Below are 17645 nucleotides of genomic sequence, written 5' to 3' on the forward strand. Positions count from 1 at the left end.
ATGATTAGTGGAATGTCGTCAAATGTCCAATCGATGTCGTCTATTGTCCTATCCCGAAGACCTATTCCGGAACAGCATTCCACTTGGTAAATTCCACACTACAGTCTATTGTGAACCTTGGGCAAATCCTTCGGTATCACGACATTCGGCTATTGGAGCAAGCGATGAAAAAGCAGTTATTCGGGTTGGCAGTATCCTGTATTGCTTCTCTCGGCCTCATTGGCCTTGCTTCGGCGCAACAGGTCACCGGCGTGCTGGGCTCGCCCAGCGCTACCACGACCATCAGCGGCAAGCAGCTGCCGCCGCCCGACCCGAAGTTCGGCGGGGTGATCAAGGACAGGGCTTCGGAGTCCACAGCATGGTGGCCGCCACGCGTCGTGCCGCCGAAGCGTGCACCCAACGTGCTGCTCATCATGACCGATGACGACGGCTTCGGCTCGCCCAGCACCTTCGGCGGCGTGATCCCGACCCCGGCGCTGGACCGCATCGCGAAGAGCGGCCTGCGTTACACGAACTTCCATTCCACGTCGCTCTGCTCGCCGACGCGCGCGGCGCTGATTACCGGGCGCAACCACCACTCGGTGGGCTTCGGCGTGGTGGGCGAGATCGCGACCGGCTTCCCTGGCTACGACTCGATCATCCCGATCGAGAAGGGCACCATCGGCACGATCCTGAGGGACAACGGCTACGCGACCTCATGGTTCGGCAAGGACCACAACACGCCCTTCTTCGCGAACAGCCAGGCCGGGCCCTTCGAGCAATGGCCGAACGGCATGGGTTTCGAGTACTTCTACGGCTTCGTCGGCGGCGACGCCAGCCAGTGGCAGCCGAACCTGTTCCGCAACACGACGCCGATCTTCCCGTTCCAGGGCAACCCTGGCTGGAACCTGCAAACGGCGATGGCCGACGAGGCGATCCAGTACATGCGACAGTCGAAGGCGCTGGCACCGGAGAAGCCCTTCTTCGTCTACTACGTGCCCGGCGCCACGCACGCGCCGCATCATCCGACGCCGGAGTGGATCGACAAGATCAGCGCGATGCACCTGTTCGACGACGGCTGGGAGAAGCTGCGCGAGACGATCTTTGCCAACCAGAAGCGGCTCGGCATCATGCCGCGCCAACGCTCAGCTGACGCCGTGGCCTGACGGACAGGACATCTACAACGGCGCCAAGCTGCCGCGCTGGGACTCGCTGAGCTGGGAAGAGAAAAAGCTGTTCATCAAGCAGGCGGATGTCTATGCGGCCTATCAGGCCTACGCCGACAACGAGATCGGCCGTGTCATCCAGGCCGTCGAGGACATGGGTCAGCTCGACAACACGCTGATCATCTACATCAGTGGCGACAACGGGGCGAGTGCCGAAGGCATGGTCAACGGTACGCCCAACGAGTTCACGACCTTCAACGGCATCGCGGTGCCGGTCAAGGACCAGTTCCTCTGGTACGAGTTCTGGGGCTCCGACCGACCTTCCCGCACTATTCGGCGGCGTGGGCCTGGGCCTTCGACACGCCGTTCAAATGGATGAAGCAGGTACCGTCGCACTTCGGCGGCACGGCGCAGGGCATGGCGATCTCGTGGCCCGGCCACATCGGCGACCCGGGCGGCATCCGCCGCCAGTTCCACCACGTCATCGACATCGTGCCGACCATCCTCGAAGCCACCGGCATCCCGGCGCCGGAGACGATCAACGGCATCAAGCAGCTGCCGATCGAAGGCACGAGCCTGGCCTACACCTGGAACAAGGCCAACGCCAACGCGCCGACCCGGCACACGACGCAGTACTTCGAGATGCTCGGCAACCGCGCCATCTACCATGACGGCTGGGTTGCGGCGACGACGCCGGTAACGCTGCCGTGGGAGCTCTCCACCAAGCCGCCGCCGGATGTGATCACCGGCTACAGGTGGGAGCTCTACAACGTGATGGACGATCCCACGCAGAACAACGACCTCGCGGCGAAGATGCCTGACAAGCTCAAGCAGATGCAGAACATCTTCTATCTGGAGGCGGCAAAGTACAACGTGCTGCCGCTCGACAACACGACGCTGGCGCGCTGGAACGCGCCGAAGCCGAGCCTGACGGCCGGACGCACGGAGTTCACCTACTCGGGCACGCTGGCCAACGTGCCCGGCAGCACGGCGCCGCACATCCTGAACAAGTCCTACACCATCACCGCCGAGGTCACCATCCCTGCGGGTGGCGCCGAAGGCATGATCGTCACCCAGGGTGGCCGTTTCGGTGGCTACGGGCTGTTCCTGAGCAAAGGCGAACTCGGGATCGGCCGGGGCAAGGTGGTGTTCCTCTACAACCTGCTCGACCTGAAGCGCACATCTGGGAAGGGCCTGAACTGAGCCCGGGCAAGCACACCATCGTCTTCGACTTCAAGTCCGCCGAGCCGGGTCTGGGCAAGGGCGGGACCGGCGTGCTCTACGTGGACGGCAAGGAAGTGGCGCGTAACTCGATGCCCAACTCCACGCCGATCACCTTTGCCGAGGACGAGACCTTCGACGTCGGTCTCGACACGCGCACCGGCGTCGCGATGATCGAGTATCGCTACGATTCCCCGTTCAAGTTCACCGGCACGATCGACAAGCTGACCTTCAAGCTCGAACCGGAGCAGCACGCGGCGGCCGCGTCAGGGACGGCCAAGAATGCGCAAAAACGCTAACGGCTATCGGTCATGCAAACCGGGGCGTCGGGACGAGCGCCAACGTATTATCGCGGCCATGCCATGAAAGGGGCGATGATCTTCGCTGCAGTCGGTGAAGCATCAACTGGCTTGGCGTTGCTGATCGTTCCGGCTCTGGTCGGGCGGCTTTTGCTGGGCGAGGAACTGACCGGCATCGCCATCCCGGTCGCCCGGGTGGCCGGCATCGCGCTGGTCGGGTTGGGGATGGCCTGCTGGCCAGGCACCCCACGCGCCGGCATGTTGACCTACAGCGCAGCCGTCACACTGTATCTCGCCTACCTCGGCTTCACGGGCAGTTCGACCGGCCCGCTGCTGTGGCCGGCGGTCGTCCTGCACATCATCCTGACGGCGTTGTTGATTTGGGGATAATTGAACCGCCGTTGATCGCTTGTTCCATGTATGACTTCCGCTTATGCGGGGAATCCGGATTCCCGCTGGGTGCCCGGCTTCGCGGGACGACCGGATTGATTGGGGGGGCCATGTTGAAACATCGACGTCTGTTCAAGGACGGACGGGGTCCATCCACAGACTTTATTGGAGAAAGTACCATGAAAAATCGCTTGTCACCGCTTGCAATCGCCCTTTGTCTCACCGCGCCGCTGGCCACTGCCGCCGAGTTCTCCTGGGATCCGCTGCAGGATGTCGAGAACGTCCTGCCCGCGGGGGTGCCCAACGAAGGCAAGATCATCCAGGCCCGGCACCAGGTCCGGGAAATGGCTCAGGATGCGCTGGCCACGCTGTACGAAATTCAACCCGGCGCACAGCGCGCCATAGCGAATGCCGCAGGCTACGCGGTGTTCAGCACCTTCGGGATCAAGCTCTTCTTTGCCGGCGGCACGACAGGCAAGGGCATGGTCGTCAACCAGCGCACCAGCCGCCAGACCTTCATGCAGATGGCGCAGGTGCAGGGCGGGCTGGGATTCGGCGTCAACAAGAATCGCCTGATCTTCGTTTTCGCCACCGAACAGGCCTTGCGGAACTTCATCAACCAAGGCTGGGAGTTCGGTGCCCAGGCCAACGTCTCGATGATGGCCGACGGTCAGGGCGGCATGTTCTCCGGAGCCGCCTCAGTCGCCCCCGGCGTCTATCTCTACCAGTTGACCGAAACCGGTCTCTCCGCCACGCTCACCGTGTCGGGTACCAAGTTCTTCAAGGATTCCACTCTCAATTGAGTTTCGGGAGCGTTTCCGAAGTTCAGTGCATGGCGGGTGTCATGAATTGCCAACCGTCTTCATGAACCAATCGCAGGAGAATCAATCGAGATGAAAATACGTGCTCCAGCGGCGTCGACCGCAATGCAAGAATGCAGCGTACATCCGTGGCAATGTCGCCTCGGGCTAACTGGAAGATAGACATGCCAAAAAGAAAGCCAAATCCATTTGCACGTTTGTTCGGCGGTGCCGTGCTTGCCGCCACAGTCCTCTTCGGCGGCGCTGCCGTGGGCCAGGAAAAGCCCGCCGAAGCGCCAGCGACTGCACCCGTGCAGCAGTTCAAGGACGAACGCGCACTCAACCTGCTGAAAGGCATGAGCGATACGCTGGCCAAAGCGCAAACCCTGAACGTCAAGGTGCGCAGCCTGATTCCCTTTGCCACTCCCTCCGGGCAGCAGATCAGTCTGTTCGGGGCTTCGCGCGTGGCGATGCAACGGCCCGACAAGTTGTTCGTCGAGTCCCGTGGCGAGCTCTTCCCGCACAACCTCTATTTCAATGGCAAGACGGTGACGGCCATCGGCATCGAAAAGCGGTTCTATGCGCAGCAGCCAGCAGCGGCGAGCACGGTTGAGGCGTTGCTCGAGAAGGAACACCCAGGTTCGGATGCGCTGGCGCCTTTCGTCGATCTGCTCGTTGCCGACCCCTTCACCCGACTCACCCAGGATCTTTCGAGTGCGCTGCTGGTTGGTCAATCGACCCTTGATGCGGTCAACACTGATCATTTGGCATTTTCCGGTGCCGGGGTCGACTGGGAAATCTGGATCGGCACCAAGGACAAGCTGCCGCGCCTGATGGTCGTGCATTATCGGGGCGGGGAACGTCAGCCAACCTTCACGACGACATTCTCGGACTGGAAACTTGGTGCGCCGATCGCGGCCCAGACTTTCAACGCCAACATCCCGAAGGATGCGGTGAAGATCGACTTCAAGCTTCCCATCCTTCAGCAATCCAAATGAGCGGCCAAAGGAGCAATGCGATGAAACAGATCAAGATACTCGCCCTGGGAATCGCCGCCACTGCCGGCGCACTCGTTCCCCTGGCCGATGCCAACGCCTGGGTTGCAGCAGGTCGTGGTTATGGCGGCCGCGGATTTGTTGCGGCTGGTGGCTACCACGGCGCCTATTACCATCCCGCTTACCACCCTGCCGGATGCTACGGCTGCGGCGCGGCGGCCGGTGCCGTCGCCGGGATGGCGATTGGCGCCGCGGTTGCCAGCGCGGCGCGACCCACCACGGTCGTCGTCGCCCAACCCGCTTACGTGGCTACGCAGCCGGTTTATGTCGCCCAGGGCAATGTGCCGATCGGCACCCAATACGCGGCGTTGCCGTCCGGAGCGCAGAGCATGGTGATAAATGGCGTGAACTATTACCAGAGCGGACCGACCTGGTACAAGCCGTATTTCGGATCAAGCGGTGTCTACTACGAGGTGGTACCGGCACCGTGACATACAACTCCCGGCCGCACAGCGGCTGGGGATTTCTTGTCAGGAAGGGAAACTGTCGTGTGGTGGATCAGCTATCGTGGCGAAGGCCGTCACGGTCTCGAGAACGTCGGCGTATTCAACGATGACGGCACACCGCGGCAGAAGCATCCCTTGCTGCTCGACGACTCGCTGTGAATGGCGGTCAAAAAGCGCGTAATTCTGGCGCAGCGTTTTTTCCAGGCCCGAAAAATGCTTTCGCGCTGCACCGAAGAAGCGCTTTGTAGCCGAGTCAAGGGCAGGCTGCGGCCTTATGCAGCCTGGCGAAGCGCACCTTTTACGCGGCGTAGGAGCGATATGCTGGGCGTGCCAGTAAATAGTGTCTGGCAGAACAAGCCGTTTCTTGGACAGTCGGGGGCGTTCAGCGGCGCAAAAAATTGTGCGCGAATGCATTCTCCTTGCACTCGCTCGACTTTTCGTATGCGGTATGCGGACACGAACATCCGGATGTCTGTGCTTAGACGGCCAGCAGCATGCCACCGACGTCTTTCAGCGTTCCGACTCGGATCAGGTCGCGGACCAGCCATTGCGCCAGCACCTCGTTGCTGTGGTTCAGATAACGTGCGTTGACACTCTGGCAGAAGCTGAGGCTGGCGAGGAAGTCCGGGAGATCGGCGCGCAGCAGTTGCCGTCTCTCCAGCAAGGCAAAAGCAAGAATGACCCGGAGGGCATGTCTGGCCAGCAGCTCGACATTCTGTTCGAAGGTGGCCAGCCGCTGGTAGGCGCGCTCGAAGGCATCGGCCACCTCGACGAAAGGCGCACCGTGGCCGGGGATCACCCCATCGATCGGCAGGCGCGCCAGTACGTCGAGCGTTTCACGCGCGGCCTTCAGACCCCCCGCATCCTCCGGATGGCCCAGCAGTTCCGAGAAAATCACCCCGAAGCCGTTGCGCCACAGGGCATCACCGGAGATCAGCAGGCGCCGCTCCGGGTTGTGAAAGGCCAGCGCATCCATGTCATGGCCGGGAACCGCAATCGCACGCCAGTTGAGCCCGCCGAGTTCGACTTCATCGCCGGCAGCGATCGTTGCATCATGGCAAAAGCGCGCGCCCGACTGGCCGAGCGGCGAGAGCAGCAAGGCCTCTTCGTCCCACTCGGCAATCGTCGCGTCGATACCCTGGGGAACGATGACCTGGCAGCCGAAGGCGCGGGTCACTGCCGCATTGCCCCCGATATGGTCGGAATGCGAGTGGGTATTCAGCAGTCGCGTCAGGCGGCGACCGGCCAGCGCGTGTTCGAGCAGAGCGACCGTCTGTGCGGCATGCGTCACGTAGCCACTGTCGATCAGCGCCGCCTGCTCTCCTTCGAGGAAGACGATGTTGTTCGACGACAGCCAGCCGCGTTCAAGAACCAGCAGGCTATCGGGAAGCATCAGTCTGGATCTGGCGAGTCGTTGTTCGGAAAGGCGTCATAGATTGGCTCGCGGCGCAGTTCCTCGACGACGATTCCTTGCGTGATCAGCGAGACCGGCAGCGGCGGACGACCGCAGCCAAGGCAGTAACCGGAATCCGGGTCGGGCATGCAGATGCCGACGCAGAAATATTCTTCTTCAGATTCGTTCATGATCAACGATCGCAATCCGCGCGGAAATCACCACCCGACGCACAGCCTTCCGGGTCGTGTTCGAACCGCCGATGCTCGACGGCCAGTAGAATCCGCAGGCGCTGGTCATCGGAGGCGCGGCTCCAGACGGCAATTTCCTCGATCGTCCGGAAGCAACCCAGACAGCAGCCGGTTTGCTCGTCCATCCGGCAGACATTGATGCACGGCGAGGCAAGCGTTTGCGTCACGACCGTAGCTGCAGCAGCGCTCATCGGGTGTTCTGCCTGGCGAGCAAGGCGCGCGCCACTTTCGACGCCGGTTCGCGGCCCAGGTGATGCGCAATGAACTGGCTGGCGACCAGCAATTTTTCCATATCGACTCCGCATTCAATGCCCAGGCCCTGCAGTAAATGGACGACATCCTCGCTGGCGACGTTGCCGCTGGCGCCGACGGCATAAGGGCAGCCGCCGAGTCCGGCGATCGAACTGTCAAACACCGCCATGCCGAGTTCGAGCGAGGCGTAGATGTTGGCAATGGCCATCCCGTAGGTGTCATGGTAATGCCCCGCCAGCTTCTCGATCGGCACCACCGCCGCGCAGGCCTGGATCATTCGCTGGATCGATGCCGGCGTGCCGGCACCGATGGTATCGCCGAGAGAGACTTCGTAGCAACCCATTTCGAGGAGTCGCTCGGCGACCCACGCGCTTTTCACCGGATCGACGGCGCCTTCGTAGGGGCAGGCGACGACGCACGATACATAGCCGCGTACCTTGACCTCGAGTGCGCTGGCGGCATCGACGACGGCAGCGAAGCGCTTCAGGCTCTCGGCGATGCTGCAGTTGATGTTCTTCCGCGAGAAGGTCTCCGAGGCCGCAGCGAAAATCGCGACTTCCTGCGCGCCGGCTTCGACGGCCGCGTCGAAACCCTTGAGGTTGGGGGTCAACACCGGGTAGGAGGGCTGCGGCCAACGTCGCGGGCTCGCCAGCAAGGCGCGCAGCACCTCGGCGCTGTCGGCCATCTGCGGCACCCACTGCGGCGAGACGAAAGAGGTGGCCTCGATGGCCGACAGTCCGGCATCGGCAAGACGTTCGATCAGTTCGACCTTGATCGCCGTCGGAACGATCGCTTGCTCATTCTGCAAGCCGTCGCGTGGCCCGACCTCGACCAGTTTCACTCGCTGTGGCAGGGTCATGGCTCGACCTCGAAATCGACCAGTTCGGCAGCATCGGCGACCTGGTCGCCGGCGGCGTAGTGGAAGGCCTGGACGCGGCCGTTCTTCGGCGCGGTAATCGTGTGTTCCATCTTCATTGCTTCGAGAATCAGGAGCGGCGCGCCCTTGTCCACCCGCTGTCCGACCGCGGCCAGCAAAGCGATGACCTTGCCCGGCATCGGTGCGGTCAGACCACCGCCATGCGCCCCTCCTGCTTCGACGAGGTGCAACGGATCGTCGCGCAGGATGACGTAATTGGTGCCATTGAGAAAAACGTGGCGTTCCTGCTTTTCGGTGACCGCGACGACACTCGCCACCAGGCGTCGATCGTCGAGTTCGACCGCCAGTTGCCCGGCAAACTGGCCGCTGTCGAGGATGCGGCCGCGCGCGAGGACCGACTCGTTGCCGAGAGTCAAGCGCCAGCCATCGGCGGCGTAGGCGACGATGACTTCATGCCGGGTATCCCCGCTACGGTAGGTGAGCGTGCGTCGCGGCTGGATGTTCAGACGCCAACCGTCGTGCAGACTCCACGGCGACCAGGGGTCGCCCGAGTGGCTGGCCCTGGCGAGCGCTGCCGCGTATTCGCGCAGCAAACCGGCGACGGCGGCGACGAAGAAGACGCTGCTCGGAGGATCGCTTTGTGCCGGAAAGAGGAAGTCGCGGCTGCGCTCGATCAGAGCGGTATCGAGATCGGCGTTGGCAAAAGCCGGGCAGGCCACCAGCCGTGAAAGGAAGTCGATGTTGGTACTGACCCCGACGATGCGGTAATCGGCCAGCGCCTGCCGCATGCGCGCCAGCGCTGCATGCCGGTCGACGTCCCAGACGATCAGCTTGGCAATCATCGGGTCGTAGTAAGGCGTGATCTCGTCACCCTGTTCGATTCCGGTATCGACGCGGACGTTGAGGCTCTCGGCAGGCCGCGCCAGATGCAGCAGGCGGCCCGTCGATGGCAGGAATTCCTGGTCAGGATTCTCGGCGTAGATGCGCGCTTCCAGCGCGTGCCCGCGAATGTCGAGCTGTGCCTGGCGCAGCGGCAGGGGCTCGCCGCTGGCGACGCGCAACTGCCACTCGACGAGATCCTGCCCGGTGATCATCTCGGTCACCGGATGCTCGACCTGCAGGCGGGTGTTCATCTCCATGAAATAGAAGCTGCCGTCCTGCGCGAAGGTATCGCTGGCGATGAACTCGACGGTACCGGCGCCGACGTAACCGACCGCCAGGGCAGCGTCAACGGCGGCCTGGCCCATGGCGGCGCGGCGCGCCGGCGTCATTCCTGGTGCCGGCGCCTCTTCGAGCACTTTCTGGTGGCGGCGCTGCACCGAGCAGTCGCGTTCGAAGAGATGCAGGCAATTGCCCTGCGTATCGGCAAAAATCTGGATCTCGATGTGCCGCGAACGGCGCAGGTATTTTTCGATCAGCACCTGCTCGGAGCCGAATGACGAAATCGCTTCGCGCTGGCACGAGGCCAGCGCGGCGGCGAAATCGTCGCTCCTTTCGACCAGACGCATGCCCTTGCCGCCCCCGCCGGCAGCCGCCTTGATCAGCACCGGATAGCCGATGGCGTCGGCCTGAGCGTGCAGGAAAACGGGTTCCTGCTCATCACCGTGGTAACCCGGAGTCAGGGGAACGCCGGCAGCGGCCATCAGCGTCTTGGCGGCGGACTTCGAACCCATGGCGCGAATTGCCGCGGCTGGCGGGCCGATGAAAACGACCCCGGCGGCCGCACAGGCATCGGCGAAGCGGTCATTCTCGGAGAGAAAGCCATAGCCCGGATGCACCGCCTGTGCGCCGGTACGCCTGGCGGCGTCGAGTATCCGATCGGTGCGCAGATAGGATTCGCGAACCGCAGCCGGACCGATGCACACCGCCTCGTCGGCGAGGCGCACGTGCCGGGCGTTGGCATCGGCTTCGGAAAAAACGGCGACGCTGCGCACCCCCATGCGGCGGGCGGTACGGATCACGCGACAGGCAATCTCGCCGCGATTGGCAATCAGAATCTTGGTAAACATTGCACAAAACCTTTCGCTCGCTGCAAGCATGCGGACCGTATCCGGGTGGCCGCCATTTCAGTCGGCCACCCAGTTGGGCTGCCGCTTTTCGAGAAACGCCGCCAGACCTTCCCTGCCTTCGGGGCTGGCACGAACGCTCGTAATCCGCTGTGCCGTCTCTTCGATGGTCTCTTCGTCGATCGGCTGGCCGGCAACGATGCGAATCAGCGCCTTGCACTCGGCTTGCGCGCGCGGGCCGTTGGCGAGCAGACTGTCGAGGATCTCGGCGATCGCATCGTCGAGTTGCTCCTCACCGGGAACGAGTTCGTGCAACAGGCCAATCCGGTAGGCCTCGGCAGCCGAAAAGCGCTCGGCAGTCAGCATGTAGCGACGGCTGTAGCGCTCGCCGATCGCCGCCAGCACGTACGGGCTGATCACTGCCGGCACGATTCCCAGCTTCACTTCGCTGAGCGCAAACACCGCATCGTAGGTTCCGATCGCAATGTCGCAGGCGGCGATCAGCCCGACGCCACCGCCGTATGCCGGGCCCTGCACGCGCGCCAGCGTCGGCTTCGAGAGTTCGTTGAGCGTCGACAACAACTCCGCCAGCCTTTTCGCGTCGAGCAGGTTTTCCTCGGGAGTGCAGTCGGCGACACGCTTCATCCAGTTCAGATCGGCGCCGGCGCAGAAGCTTTTTCCGGTCGACGACAGCACGACGGCGCGAACACGCGCGTCCGCCTCGAGTTCGCGCAGGCCTTCGGTGATCTCGGCGATCAGTTGCTCATCGAAAGCGTTGTGCCGCTGCGCCTTGTTCAGCGTCAGGATGCCGACGTTGCCGTCGATTTCGGTGAGAATCGATTGATACTCGCTCATCATGACCCCTTACATGCGGAAAATGCCGAACTTTGTCGCTTCGGCGTCGGCGTTCAGCGCCGCCGACAGACCGAGTCCGATCACCCGCCGGGTATCGGCCGGGTCGATCACGCCGTCGTCCCAGAGGCGGGCGCTGGCGTAGTAGGGATGACCCTGCAATTCGTACTGTTCGCGGATCGGCGCCATGAAGGCCTCTTCGTCGTCAGCACTCCAGGCTTTGCCGGCGGCTTCGAGGCCATCGCGCCTGACGGTTGCCAGCACCTTCGCCGCCTGCTCGCCGCCCATCACCGAAATGCGTGCATTCGGCCACATCCACAGGAAACGCGGCGAGTACGCCCGACCACACATGCCATAGTTGCCGGCACCAAAGGAACCGCCGATGACCACCGTGAACTTCGGCACCCTGGCGCAGGCGACGGCGGTCACCATCTTGGCACCATCGCGGGCGATGCCGCCGTTTTCGTACTTGCGGCCGACCATGAAGCCGGTGATGTTCTGCAGGAAGAGCAGCGGGATGCCGCGCTGCGCGCAGAGTTCGATGAAATGCGCAGCCTTCAGCGAAGATTCCGAGAACAGGATGCCGTTGTTGGCGACGATGCCTAGCGGATAGCCCCAGAGGCGTGCGAAACCGCAGACGATCGTCGTCCCGTAGCGTGCCTTGAATTCGTCGAAGTCGGAGCCATCGACGATGCGGGCGATGATCTCGCGAACGTCGAAGGGCTTCCTGGCGTCGGTAGGGATCACGCCATACAGTTCTTCGGCCACGTAGACCGGCTCACGCGGTTCGGCGAGGCTCAATGGCGGATGCTTGCGCCAGTTGAGGTTGCCGACGATGCGGCGGGCGATCGCCAGCGCATGCGCGTCGTTTTCCGCGTAGTGATCGACGACGCCGGAAATGCGCGTATGTACATCGGCGCCGCCGAGATCCTCGGCAGTCACCACCTCGCCGGTCGCTGCCTTGACCAGCGGCGGCCCGCCGAGAAAGATCGTTCCCTGGTCCTTGACGATGATCGACTCGTCGGACATCGCCGGCACGTAGGCACCGCCAGCGGTACACGAACCCAGCACGGCGGCGATCTGCGGGATGCCGGCCGCCGAAAGATTGGCCTGATTGTAGAAGATGCGGCCGAAATGTTCCTTGTCGGGAAAGACCTCGTCCTGCATCGGCAGGAAAGCGCCTCCCGAATCGACCAGATAGATGCACGGCAGGCGGTTCTCGCCGGCGATCTCCTGCGCGCGCAGGTGTTTCTTGACCGTCAGCGGGTAATAGGTGCCGCCCTTCACCGTCGCATCGTTGGCAACGATCATGCACTCGACGCCATGGACGCGGCCGATGCCGGTGATCAGCGAGGCCGCCGGCACCTCGAAAGGATGGGCCTCGCCATACATGCCATAGGCAGCGAGTTGTGACAGCTCCAGGAAAGCCGAACCGGGATCGATCAGCGCATTGACCCGCTCACGCGGCAGCAGCTTGCCGCGTGCCAGGTGCTTCTGGCGTGCCGCTTCCGGACCGCCGAGAGCGATTCGGTCGACCGTCGTACGCAAGTCGGCGACGACGCTGCGCATCGCTTCGACGTTGGCCTGGAAGTCGTCGCTGCGAGGATTGAGCTGCGTTTGCAGAACTGGCATCAGAAACCTCCGCTGGCCAGCCAGCGCTCGACTGGTTTCTCCGAAGCCAGGTCGCCATAGGGGGAGGTGAAGTCGAAATAGAACTCGATTGGCTGCGACATGAATGCTTCTCCTGCTTTGGGTGAATGTCGGTGATCCCTTGCCTGTTCCGCTCAGATGAGGATCATAGCGCCTGACAGCGATCAGGACTGCAGCGATGTGTCAAATCGCTCCATCTGGATCGCGGGTTTTTAATGTGAAAGTCGCGTATGCGACTCACGAATCTCCCCTCCCCCCTCGCGGGGGCGCAGGCGGGGTTTCGCGGAGCACCGCTCCGCGCCGCCGCAGCCGGCCCGCGATGCAGCGCGGGCCGTGGAAGGGGTCGAGGGAGAGGGAAACGGTCATGACTTTCATGATCGGGGGTGCCTGGAAAAGTCATGACCGTTAGCGAAACCCGAAAAACGCGCGCATCTTGCCCAGGATGCTCTGGGCACGCAGCGAAACCTCGGTGCTCGCGCGCCCCAGATGGTCCTCTTGAAACCGGGCCAATTCCCGTTCGCGGGTGGCGACAATGCGCGCGATTTCCTCGGCAATTTCGGGGCGTGAACGGATCACCTGCTCGAAGTTTGCCTGGTCCAATCGGTAGCATTGCGCGTAACTCCTGGCGATCAATGTGGCGCGGCGTGGCTCTCCAGTCATCATCCCGATCTCGCCGAACACCTCGCCCGGCTCCAGAGTGGCGACATGGCGGCGGCTTTGCGCGGGACCTTCGATCCAGACATCGACTTCCCCTTCGGCCAGCAGGTAGAGCGAATCCCCTGCCACGCCCTGACGAATGATCACCTCCCCGTTGGCAAACGGAGTGTAGGTCAGACCTTCGGCCAGGATCGCAAGCTCGCCCTCGGTCAGCCCGCTGAACAGATCGACAGAGCGGAGAACTGCCTGGCGACGTTGCCGGTCGCGTGCCTGGCTCTGCTCGCGGCGCTGTTGCGAATCGATGACCATATGCACGCTGTGCTCGGTGATCGCGAACTCGATCTCGGCGCGCTGCAAAGCAGCGAACAGGCACATCCTGACCGCGGAATCGGTAGGGGAATCGGGGCCAGGGTCCACCAACCAATAGCGTAGCGCATAACGGCCGAATCCAGAACCGAACTCCATCAGCACACAACCCGGCTCGGGCTCTTTGGCGACATTCGCGATGTCAGCCGCCGTCACCGCCGCTACGGCGATCTCGATCACACGTCCCGGCGGGATCGAGCAATGCACGTTGAACCACAGCCAGCGCCGCCACTCCGGTTGCCTTTGGCCAGGACTCGAAATGACGGTAAACGGGTTTTTCATCAAGACGCTGTTGGGAAAGACCACGGTTTCGCCGTCGCGTGTCTCCACCGCCGTGTAACGCCAGCGGATTTCGGAGATTCGACCCGAGACGCTGCCGATGCTGATCCAGTCGCCGATCTTGAGCGAACTTTCCAACTGCAGCAGCAGCCCTCCCATGGTGTTGCCCAGCGTATCCTGCATCGAGAAGGCAACGACCGCCGTGATCAGCGCCGAGGTCGTGACCAGGCTCGCCAGATCCATGCCGGCAAGACGCAATCGCACCAGAACCCAGGCGATGTATCCGACAAAAATCAACAGGTCCTCGATGATTCTTGGCGTGCGCAGGCGGATCAACGGGAAGGTCAGGCGGAACAGCAGCAACCCGGTCAAATGGATCATGATCAGACCGGAACCCAGGACGAAGATCTCGTGGACGATCTCTGCCCCGCTGTGTAGACCGAAGGCTTCGAGCACGGCCGAGACGAACTTGCCAAGAAGGCAAAATACGTACAGTTCCAGCGAGTTGATGATCACCCGCCGATCGGCGCGCAGGAAACGCAGAAGAAGGAGCCCCAACCCAAAAGTAAAACCAAGCGCCCAGGGCAGTTCCGGGCGCCAGAAATAGCCGACCGCGGTTTCCCATAGCTGCAGCATCAGTATTTCTCCGAGAGGGTTTCGTTCCGGTCTGCTTGCCAGTTCCCGCCGCAGCAGACGGCGCGGGAATCGGGTTACCCGAGTTCGACGATTTTGCGCCTAAGTAATTGATTATGATAGGTTAGATTGTTATGTAGTGGCGCATTTAAAGCCTTAAAGTTCAATAACTTATCTGCCATCCGTCGAACTTGGGGGGTTACGGTTCAAATAGTGAATCTTCCGTGATGGCTACCAAACATTCTTCGATGGCCAAGTCGGAATAAATATTCACCCACTCGCCGGTATGGCGCATGTATGACATATTGAATCGCTCTCTTCCGGTATATTCCAGTCGGGAGAATTTCGCTTCAAAAAACGGCACCATTGCATCCGGGTGTGGGACGCAATACTTCGCACAAAAGTAAAAATAATGGCGATACCACTTGGTATAAATATCGGCGATATAGTTGTGCTGAAATTGGTCTGGCGCAGGCGGAGACTGGATATACTTCGGCTTCAGAACCGTCTCGACGACAGCAATTCCCGGCATAAGTTGCCCAAGCCATTGATTACAAATAGTTCCCAAATTGCATGCACAGGTTTGGTGCGTTAATTGTCAATATAAATCAACATGTTAAATCAGGCCGGGAATTGCTGTCTCGACGAGTTCGTCCGCTTTTTGTTGCAAATCGGCCTTTACCTGCGCTGACACCTTGGGTGCGACAGGTTTGGGCGGGCTGAAAACCCACGCTTTTCGAATATTAGCCATATCTCCTCCTGCATCTCAATCCTGAACTTCTGTGCTTCTGGGAATTTTTCCTGCATGTGAATAATAAAGTGTGGATTCAAATGCCGTGATCGAAGTCTGAATCTCTTTCATCCCCCAGGGTTCTGGCGATTTTCCGGGATCACAGACGGGATGCACAGGCTACCGCGGAGCGATTCCGCAGCAGCGCGGCTTCGGGTTTCACCCCAGCGCTTCAGCTCTCGACCCGATACTCCGCCGACCGCGCGTGCGCCGGCAGGCCCTCCCCATACGCCAGCGTTGCCGCGATGCGGCCCAGGGTTTTCGAACCGGCCTGTGACACCCGGATCAGGCTGGTCCGTTTCTGGAAGTCGTACACCCCCAGCGGTGACGAGAAGCGGGCGCTGCCGGACGTCGGCAGGACGTGGTTGGGGCCGGCACAGTAGTCGCCGAGAGCCTCCGAAGTGTAAGGGCCGATGAAGATCGCACCGGCATGCTGAATCTTGTTCACCCAGGCTTCGGCATCGACCAGCGAGAGTTCGAGGTGTTCGGGTGCGATGCGGTTGGCGATGCGGCAGGCTTCGTCGAGATCGCGCACCTGGATCAGCGCGCCGCGATTTTCGAGTGCTGCACGAATGACCCGCTGACGCGGCATCGTTGGCAGTAGTGCGTCGAGCGAAGCGGCAACGCGGTCGAGGTAATCGGCATCCGGACAGATCAGGATCGACTGCGCGAGTTCGTCGTGTTCGGCTTGCGAGAAAAGGTCCATGGCTACCCAGTCGGGGTCGGTCTGCCCATCGCAAATGACGAGTATTTCCGACGGACCGGCGACCATGTCGATGCCGACGACGCCAAAGACACGGCGCTTGGCGGCGGCGACATAGGCGTTGCCGGGGCCGACGATCTTGTCTACCTGGGGAATGGTCTCTGTACCGTAGGCGAGAGCGGCGACCGCCTGCGCGCCGCCGATGGTGAAGACGCGATCGACGCCGGCCAATGCCGCAGCGGCGAGAACCAGCGGGTTGTTCTCGCCAGCCGGCGTCGGCACGACCATGATCAGTTCCCTGACCCCGGCGACACGCGCCGGAATCGCGTTCATCAGCACGGAAGAGGGGTACGAGGCCTTGCCGCCGGGGACGTAGAGGCCGACGCGGTCGAGCGGCGTCACCTTCTGGCCCAGCATCGTGCCGCGCGTTTCCTCGCTTTCGTCTTCGTATTGCCAGCTCTGCAGAGGCTGCCGCAGGTGGTAGCTGCGCACGCGCTCGGCAGCGGCTTCGAGCGCCTGGCGCTGTGCTGGTGGCAGGCTGGAGAGTGCCTGCTGCAGTTTGTTCTGAGAGAGTTCGAGTTCGGCCATCGAATGGACCCTCAGGGCATCGAAACGCCGGGTGTACTCGATCACTGCGGCGTCGCCGTGTGCTTTCACCTCGGAGAGGATGCCGGCGACCGTCTGTTCGACGCAGGCATCCTGCGCCGCCTCGAAGGCCAGCAGCGCATCGAGGCGGGCCTGGAAGTCGGCGTCCGTGCTGGATAGGCGCTTGATCTCAATCATTGGTCGATGACTCCGTGACTTCGGCGATGGCTTCGAGAATCGGCGCCAGCATTTCGCGTTTCAGCTTGAGTGCGGCCTGATTGACGATCAGCCGCGACGAGATGTCCATGATGTGCTCGCAGGCGAGCAGATTGTTGGCTTTCAGCGTATTGCCGGTGGACACCAGGTCGACGATGGCATCGGCAAGTCCGGCCAGCGGTGCCAGTTCCATCGACCCGTAGAGCTTGATCAGGTCGACATGTACGCCCTTGGCCGCGAAGTGTTCGCGGGCAATATTGACGTACTTGGTCGCCACCTTGAGGCGCGCGCCCTGGCGCACGGCGTGCGCGTAGTCGAAACCGGCGGGTACGGCGACCATCATCCGGCACCTGGCGATCTTCAGGTCGATCGGCTGGTAGAGACCTTCACTGCCGTGCTCGAGCAAAACGTCCTTGCCGGCGACGCCGAGGTCGGCGGCACCGTATTGCACATAGGTCGGGGTATCGGTGGCGCGGACGATGACCACGCGGACATTTTCCCGATTGGTCGGGATGATCAAGCGGCGCGAGGTCTCTGGATCCTCGAGCGGCTCGATCCCGGCGGCTGCCAGCAGGGGCAGAGTCTCGTCAAAAATCCGGCCCTTCGATAGAGCAATGGTGATGCCGTCCACGGCCTTTTCCCTGCGCGACAAAGCCCGCATTCTACCGCAATGCAGCGGCCGGAGCGGCACACGCGAGAGTCAGTCGGCAAGGGAAGGAACGAGGCGAGGTGCCCTTCGCTGCTTTCCTGAAGCGGGCAGTATTGCCCTGAAGGGTTAG

The 17645-nt window shown here is 62.1% G+C and carries 16 protein-coding genes and 1 pseudogene; 5 read left to right on the forward strand and 12 right to left on the reverse strand.

The genetic code is table 11. The features are described from left to right. Positions 1 to 164: 164 nt before the first annotated feature. From V5B59_RS13820 to V5B59_RS13840, 5 genes and pseudogenes are all read left to right on the forward strand, one after another. A pseudogene (locus tag V5B59_RS13820) lies at positions 165 to 2665 on the forward strand (arylsulfatase). A 63-nt stretch (positions 2666 to 2728) separates the two neighbouring features. After that, a complete protein-coding gene (locus V5B59_RS13825) occupies positions 2729 to 3055 on the forward strand; it encodes a hypothetical protein (protein ID WP_169071780.1) in 327 nt (108 codons plus the stop codon). 179 nt (positions 3056 to 3234) lie between these two features. Next, positions 3235 to 3858, forward strand: coding sequence for a YSC84-related protein (locus V5B59_RS13830; RefSeq protein ID WP_169071756.1), 624 nt, complete (start codon positions 3235 to 3237; stop codon positions 3856 to 3858). Positions 3859 to 4040: 182 nt separating this feature from the next. Then, entirely contained in the window at positions 4041 to 4853 is an 813-nt protein-coding gene (locus V5B59_RS13835) for a DUF2092 domain-containing protein (RefSeq protein ID WP_169071757.1), read from the forward strand. A gap of 20 nt (positions 4854 to 4873) precedes the next feature. Next, positions 4874 to 5341 (forward strand): hypothetical protein, encoded by a 468-nt coding sequence (locus tag V5B59_RS13840; RefSeq protein ID WP_169071758.1) that lies wholly within the window; start codon positions 4874 to 4876, stop codon positions 5339 to 5341. 493 nt (positions 5342 to 5834) lie between these two features. Here the strand turns inward: V5B59_RS13840 and V5B59_RS13845 are convergent, their stop codons facing one another. The 12 genes from V5B59_RS13845 to hisG form a co-directional block, all read right to left on the reverse strand. After that, on the reverse strand, positions 5835 to 6749 hold the full coding sequence (locus V5B59_RS13845; RefSeq protein ID WP_169071759.1) for an MBL fold metallo-hydrolase: 915 nt from the start codon (positions 6747 to 6749) through the stop codon (positions 5835 to 5837). Then, positions 6749 to 6940, reverse strand: a complete 192-nt coding sequence (locus tag V5B59_RS13850; RefSeq protein WP_169071760.1) for a DUF1289 domain-containing protein — start codon at positions 6938 to 6940, stop codon at positions 6749 to 6751. The genes V5B59_RS13845 and V5B59_RS13850 overlap by 1 nt, the downstream gene beginning before the upstream one ends. Before the next feature lie 2 nt (positions 6941 to 6942). After that, positions 6943 to 7191 (reverse strand): DUF1289 domain-containing protein, encoded by a 249-nt coding sequence (locus V5B59_RS13855; protein ID WP_169071761.1) that lies wholly within the window; start codon positions 7189 to 7191, stop codon positions 6943 to 6945. After that, a complete protein-coding gene (locus V5B59_RS13860) occupies positions 7188 to 8111 on the reverse strand; it encodes a hydroxymethylglutaryl-CoA lyase (protein ID WP_169071762.1) in 924 nt (307 codons plus the stop codon). Before V5B59_RS13860 ends, V5B59_RS13855 begins: the two co-directional genes overlap by 4 nt. After that, complete coding sequence (locus tag V5B59_RS13865) at positions 8108 to 10138, reverse strand: acetyl/propionyl/methylcrotonyl-CoA carboxylase subunit alpha (RefSeq protein WP_169071763.1); 2031 nt, start codon at positions 10136 to 10138, stop codon at positions 8108 to 8110. The genes V5B59_RS13860 and V5B59_RS13865 overlap by 4 nt, the downstream gene beginning before the upstream one ends. 57 nt (positions 10139 to 10195) lie before the next feature. After that, positions 10196 to 10990 carry an enoyl-CoA hydratase/isomerase family protein gene (locus tag V5B59_RS13870; protein WP_169071781.1) on the reverse strand — a complete coding sequence of 265 codons (795 nt, stop codon included), beginning with the start codon at positions 10988 to 10990 and terminating at the stop codon, positions 10196 to 10198. 9 nt (positions 10991 to 10999) lie between these two features. Then, on the reverse strand, positions 11000 to 12619 hold the full coding sequence (locus tag V5B59_RS13875; protein WP_169071764.1) for a carboxyl transferase domain-containing protein: 1620 nt from the start codon (positions 12617 to 12619) through the stop codon (positions 11000 to 11002). 423 nt (positions 12620 to 13042) lie between these two features. Continuing rightward, positions 13043 to 14575, reverse strand: a complete 1533-nt coding sequence (locus V5B59_RS13880; RefSeq protein WP_169071765.1) for a mechanosensitive ion channel family protein — start codon at positions 14573 to 14575, stop codon at positions 13043 to 13045. 196 nt (positions 14576 to 14771) lie between these two features. Next, entirely contained in the window at positions 14772 to 15104 is a 333-nt protein-coding gene (locus tag V5B59_RS13885) for a DUF3024 domain-containing protein (RefSeq protein ID WP_169071766.1), read from the reverse strand. Between the two features lie 84 nt (positions 15105 to 15188). Further along, on the reverse strand, positions 15189 to 15323 hold the full coding sequence (locus V5B59_RS13890; protein ID WP_256436019.1) for a hypothetical protein: 135 nt from the start codon (positions 15321 to 15323) through the stop codon (positions 15189 to 15191). Positions 15324 to 15534: 211 nt separating this feature from the next. Continuing rightward, on the reverse strand, positions 15535 to 16848 hold the full coding sequence (gene hisD / locus V5B59_RS13895) for a histidinol dehydrogenase (protein ID WP_169071767.1): 1314 nt from the start codon (positions 16846 to 16848) through the stop codon (positions 15535 to 15537). Continuing rightward, complete coding sequence (gene hisG / locus V5B59_RS13900; protein ID WP_034916291.1) at positions 16841 to 17497, reverse strand: ATP phosphoribosyltransferase; 657 nt, start codon at positions 17495 to 17497, stop codon at positions 16841 to 16843. The genes hisD and hisG overlap by 8 nt, the downstream gene beginning before the upstream one ends. Positions 17498 to 17645: the final 148 nt, after the last annotated feature.

Origin of the sequence: Candidatus Accumulibacter contiguus (genome assembly GCF_036625285.1) — a bacterium.
GTDB lineage: Bacteria > Pseudomonadota > Gammaproteobacteria > Burkholderiales > Rhodocyclaceae > Accumulibacter > Accumulibacter contiguus.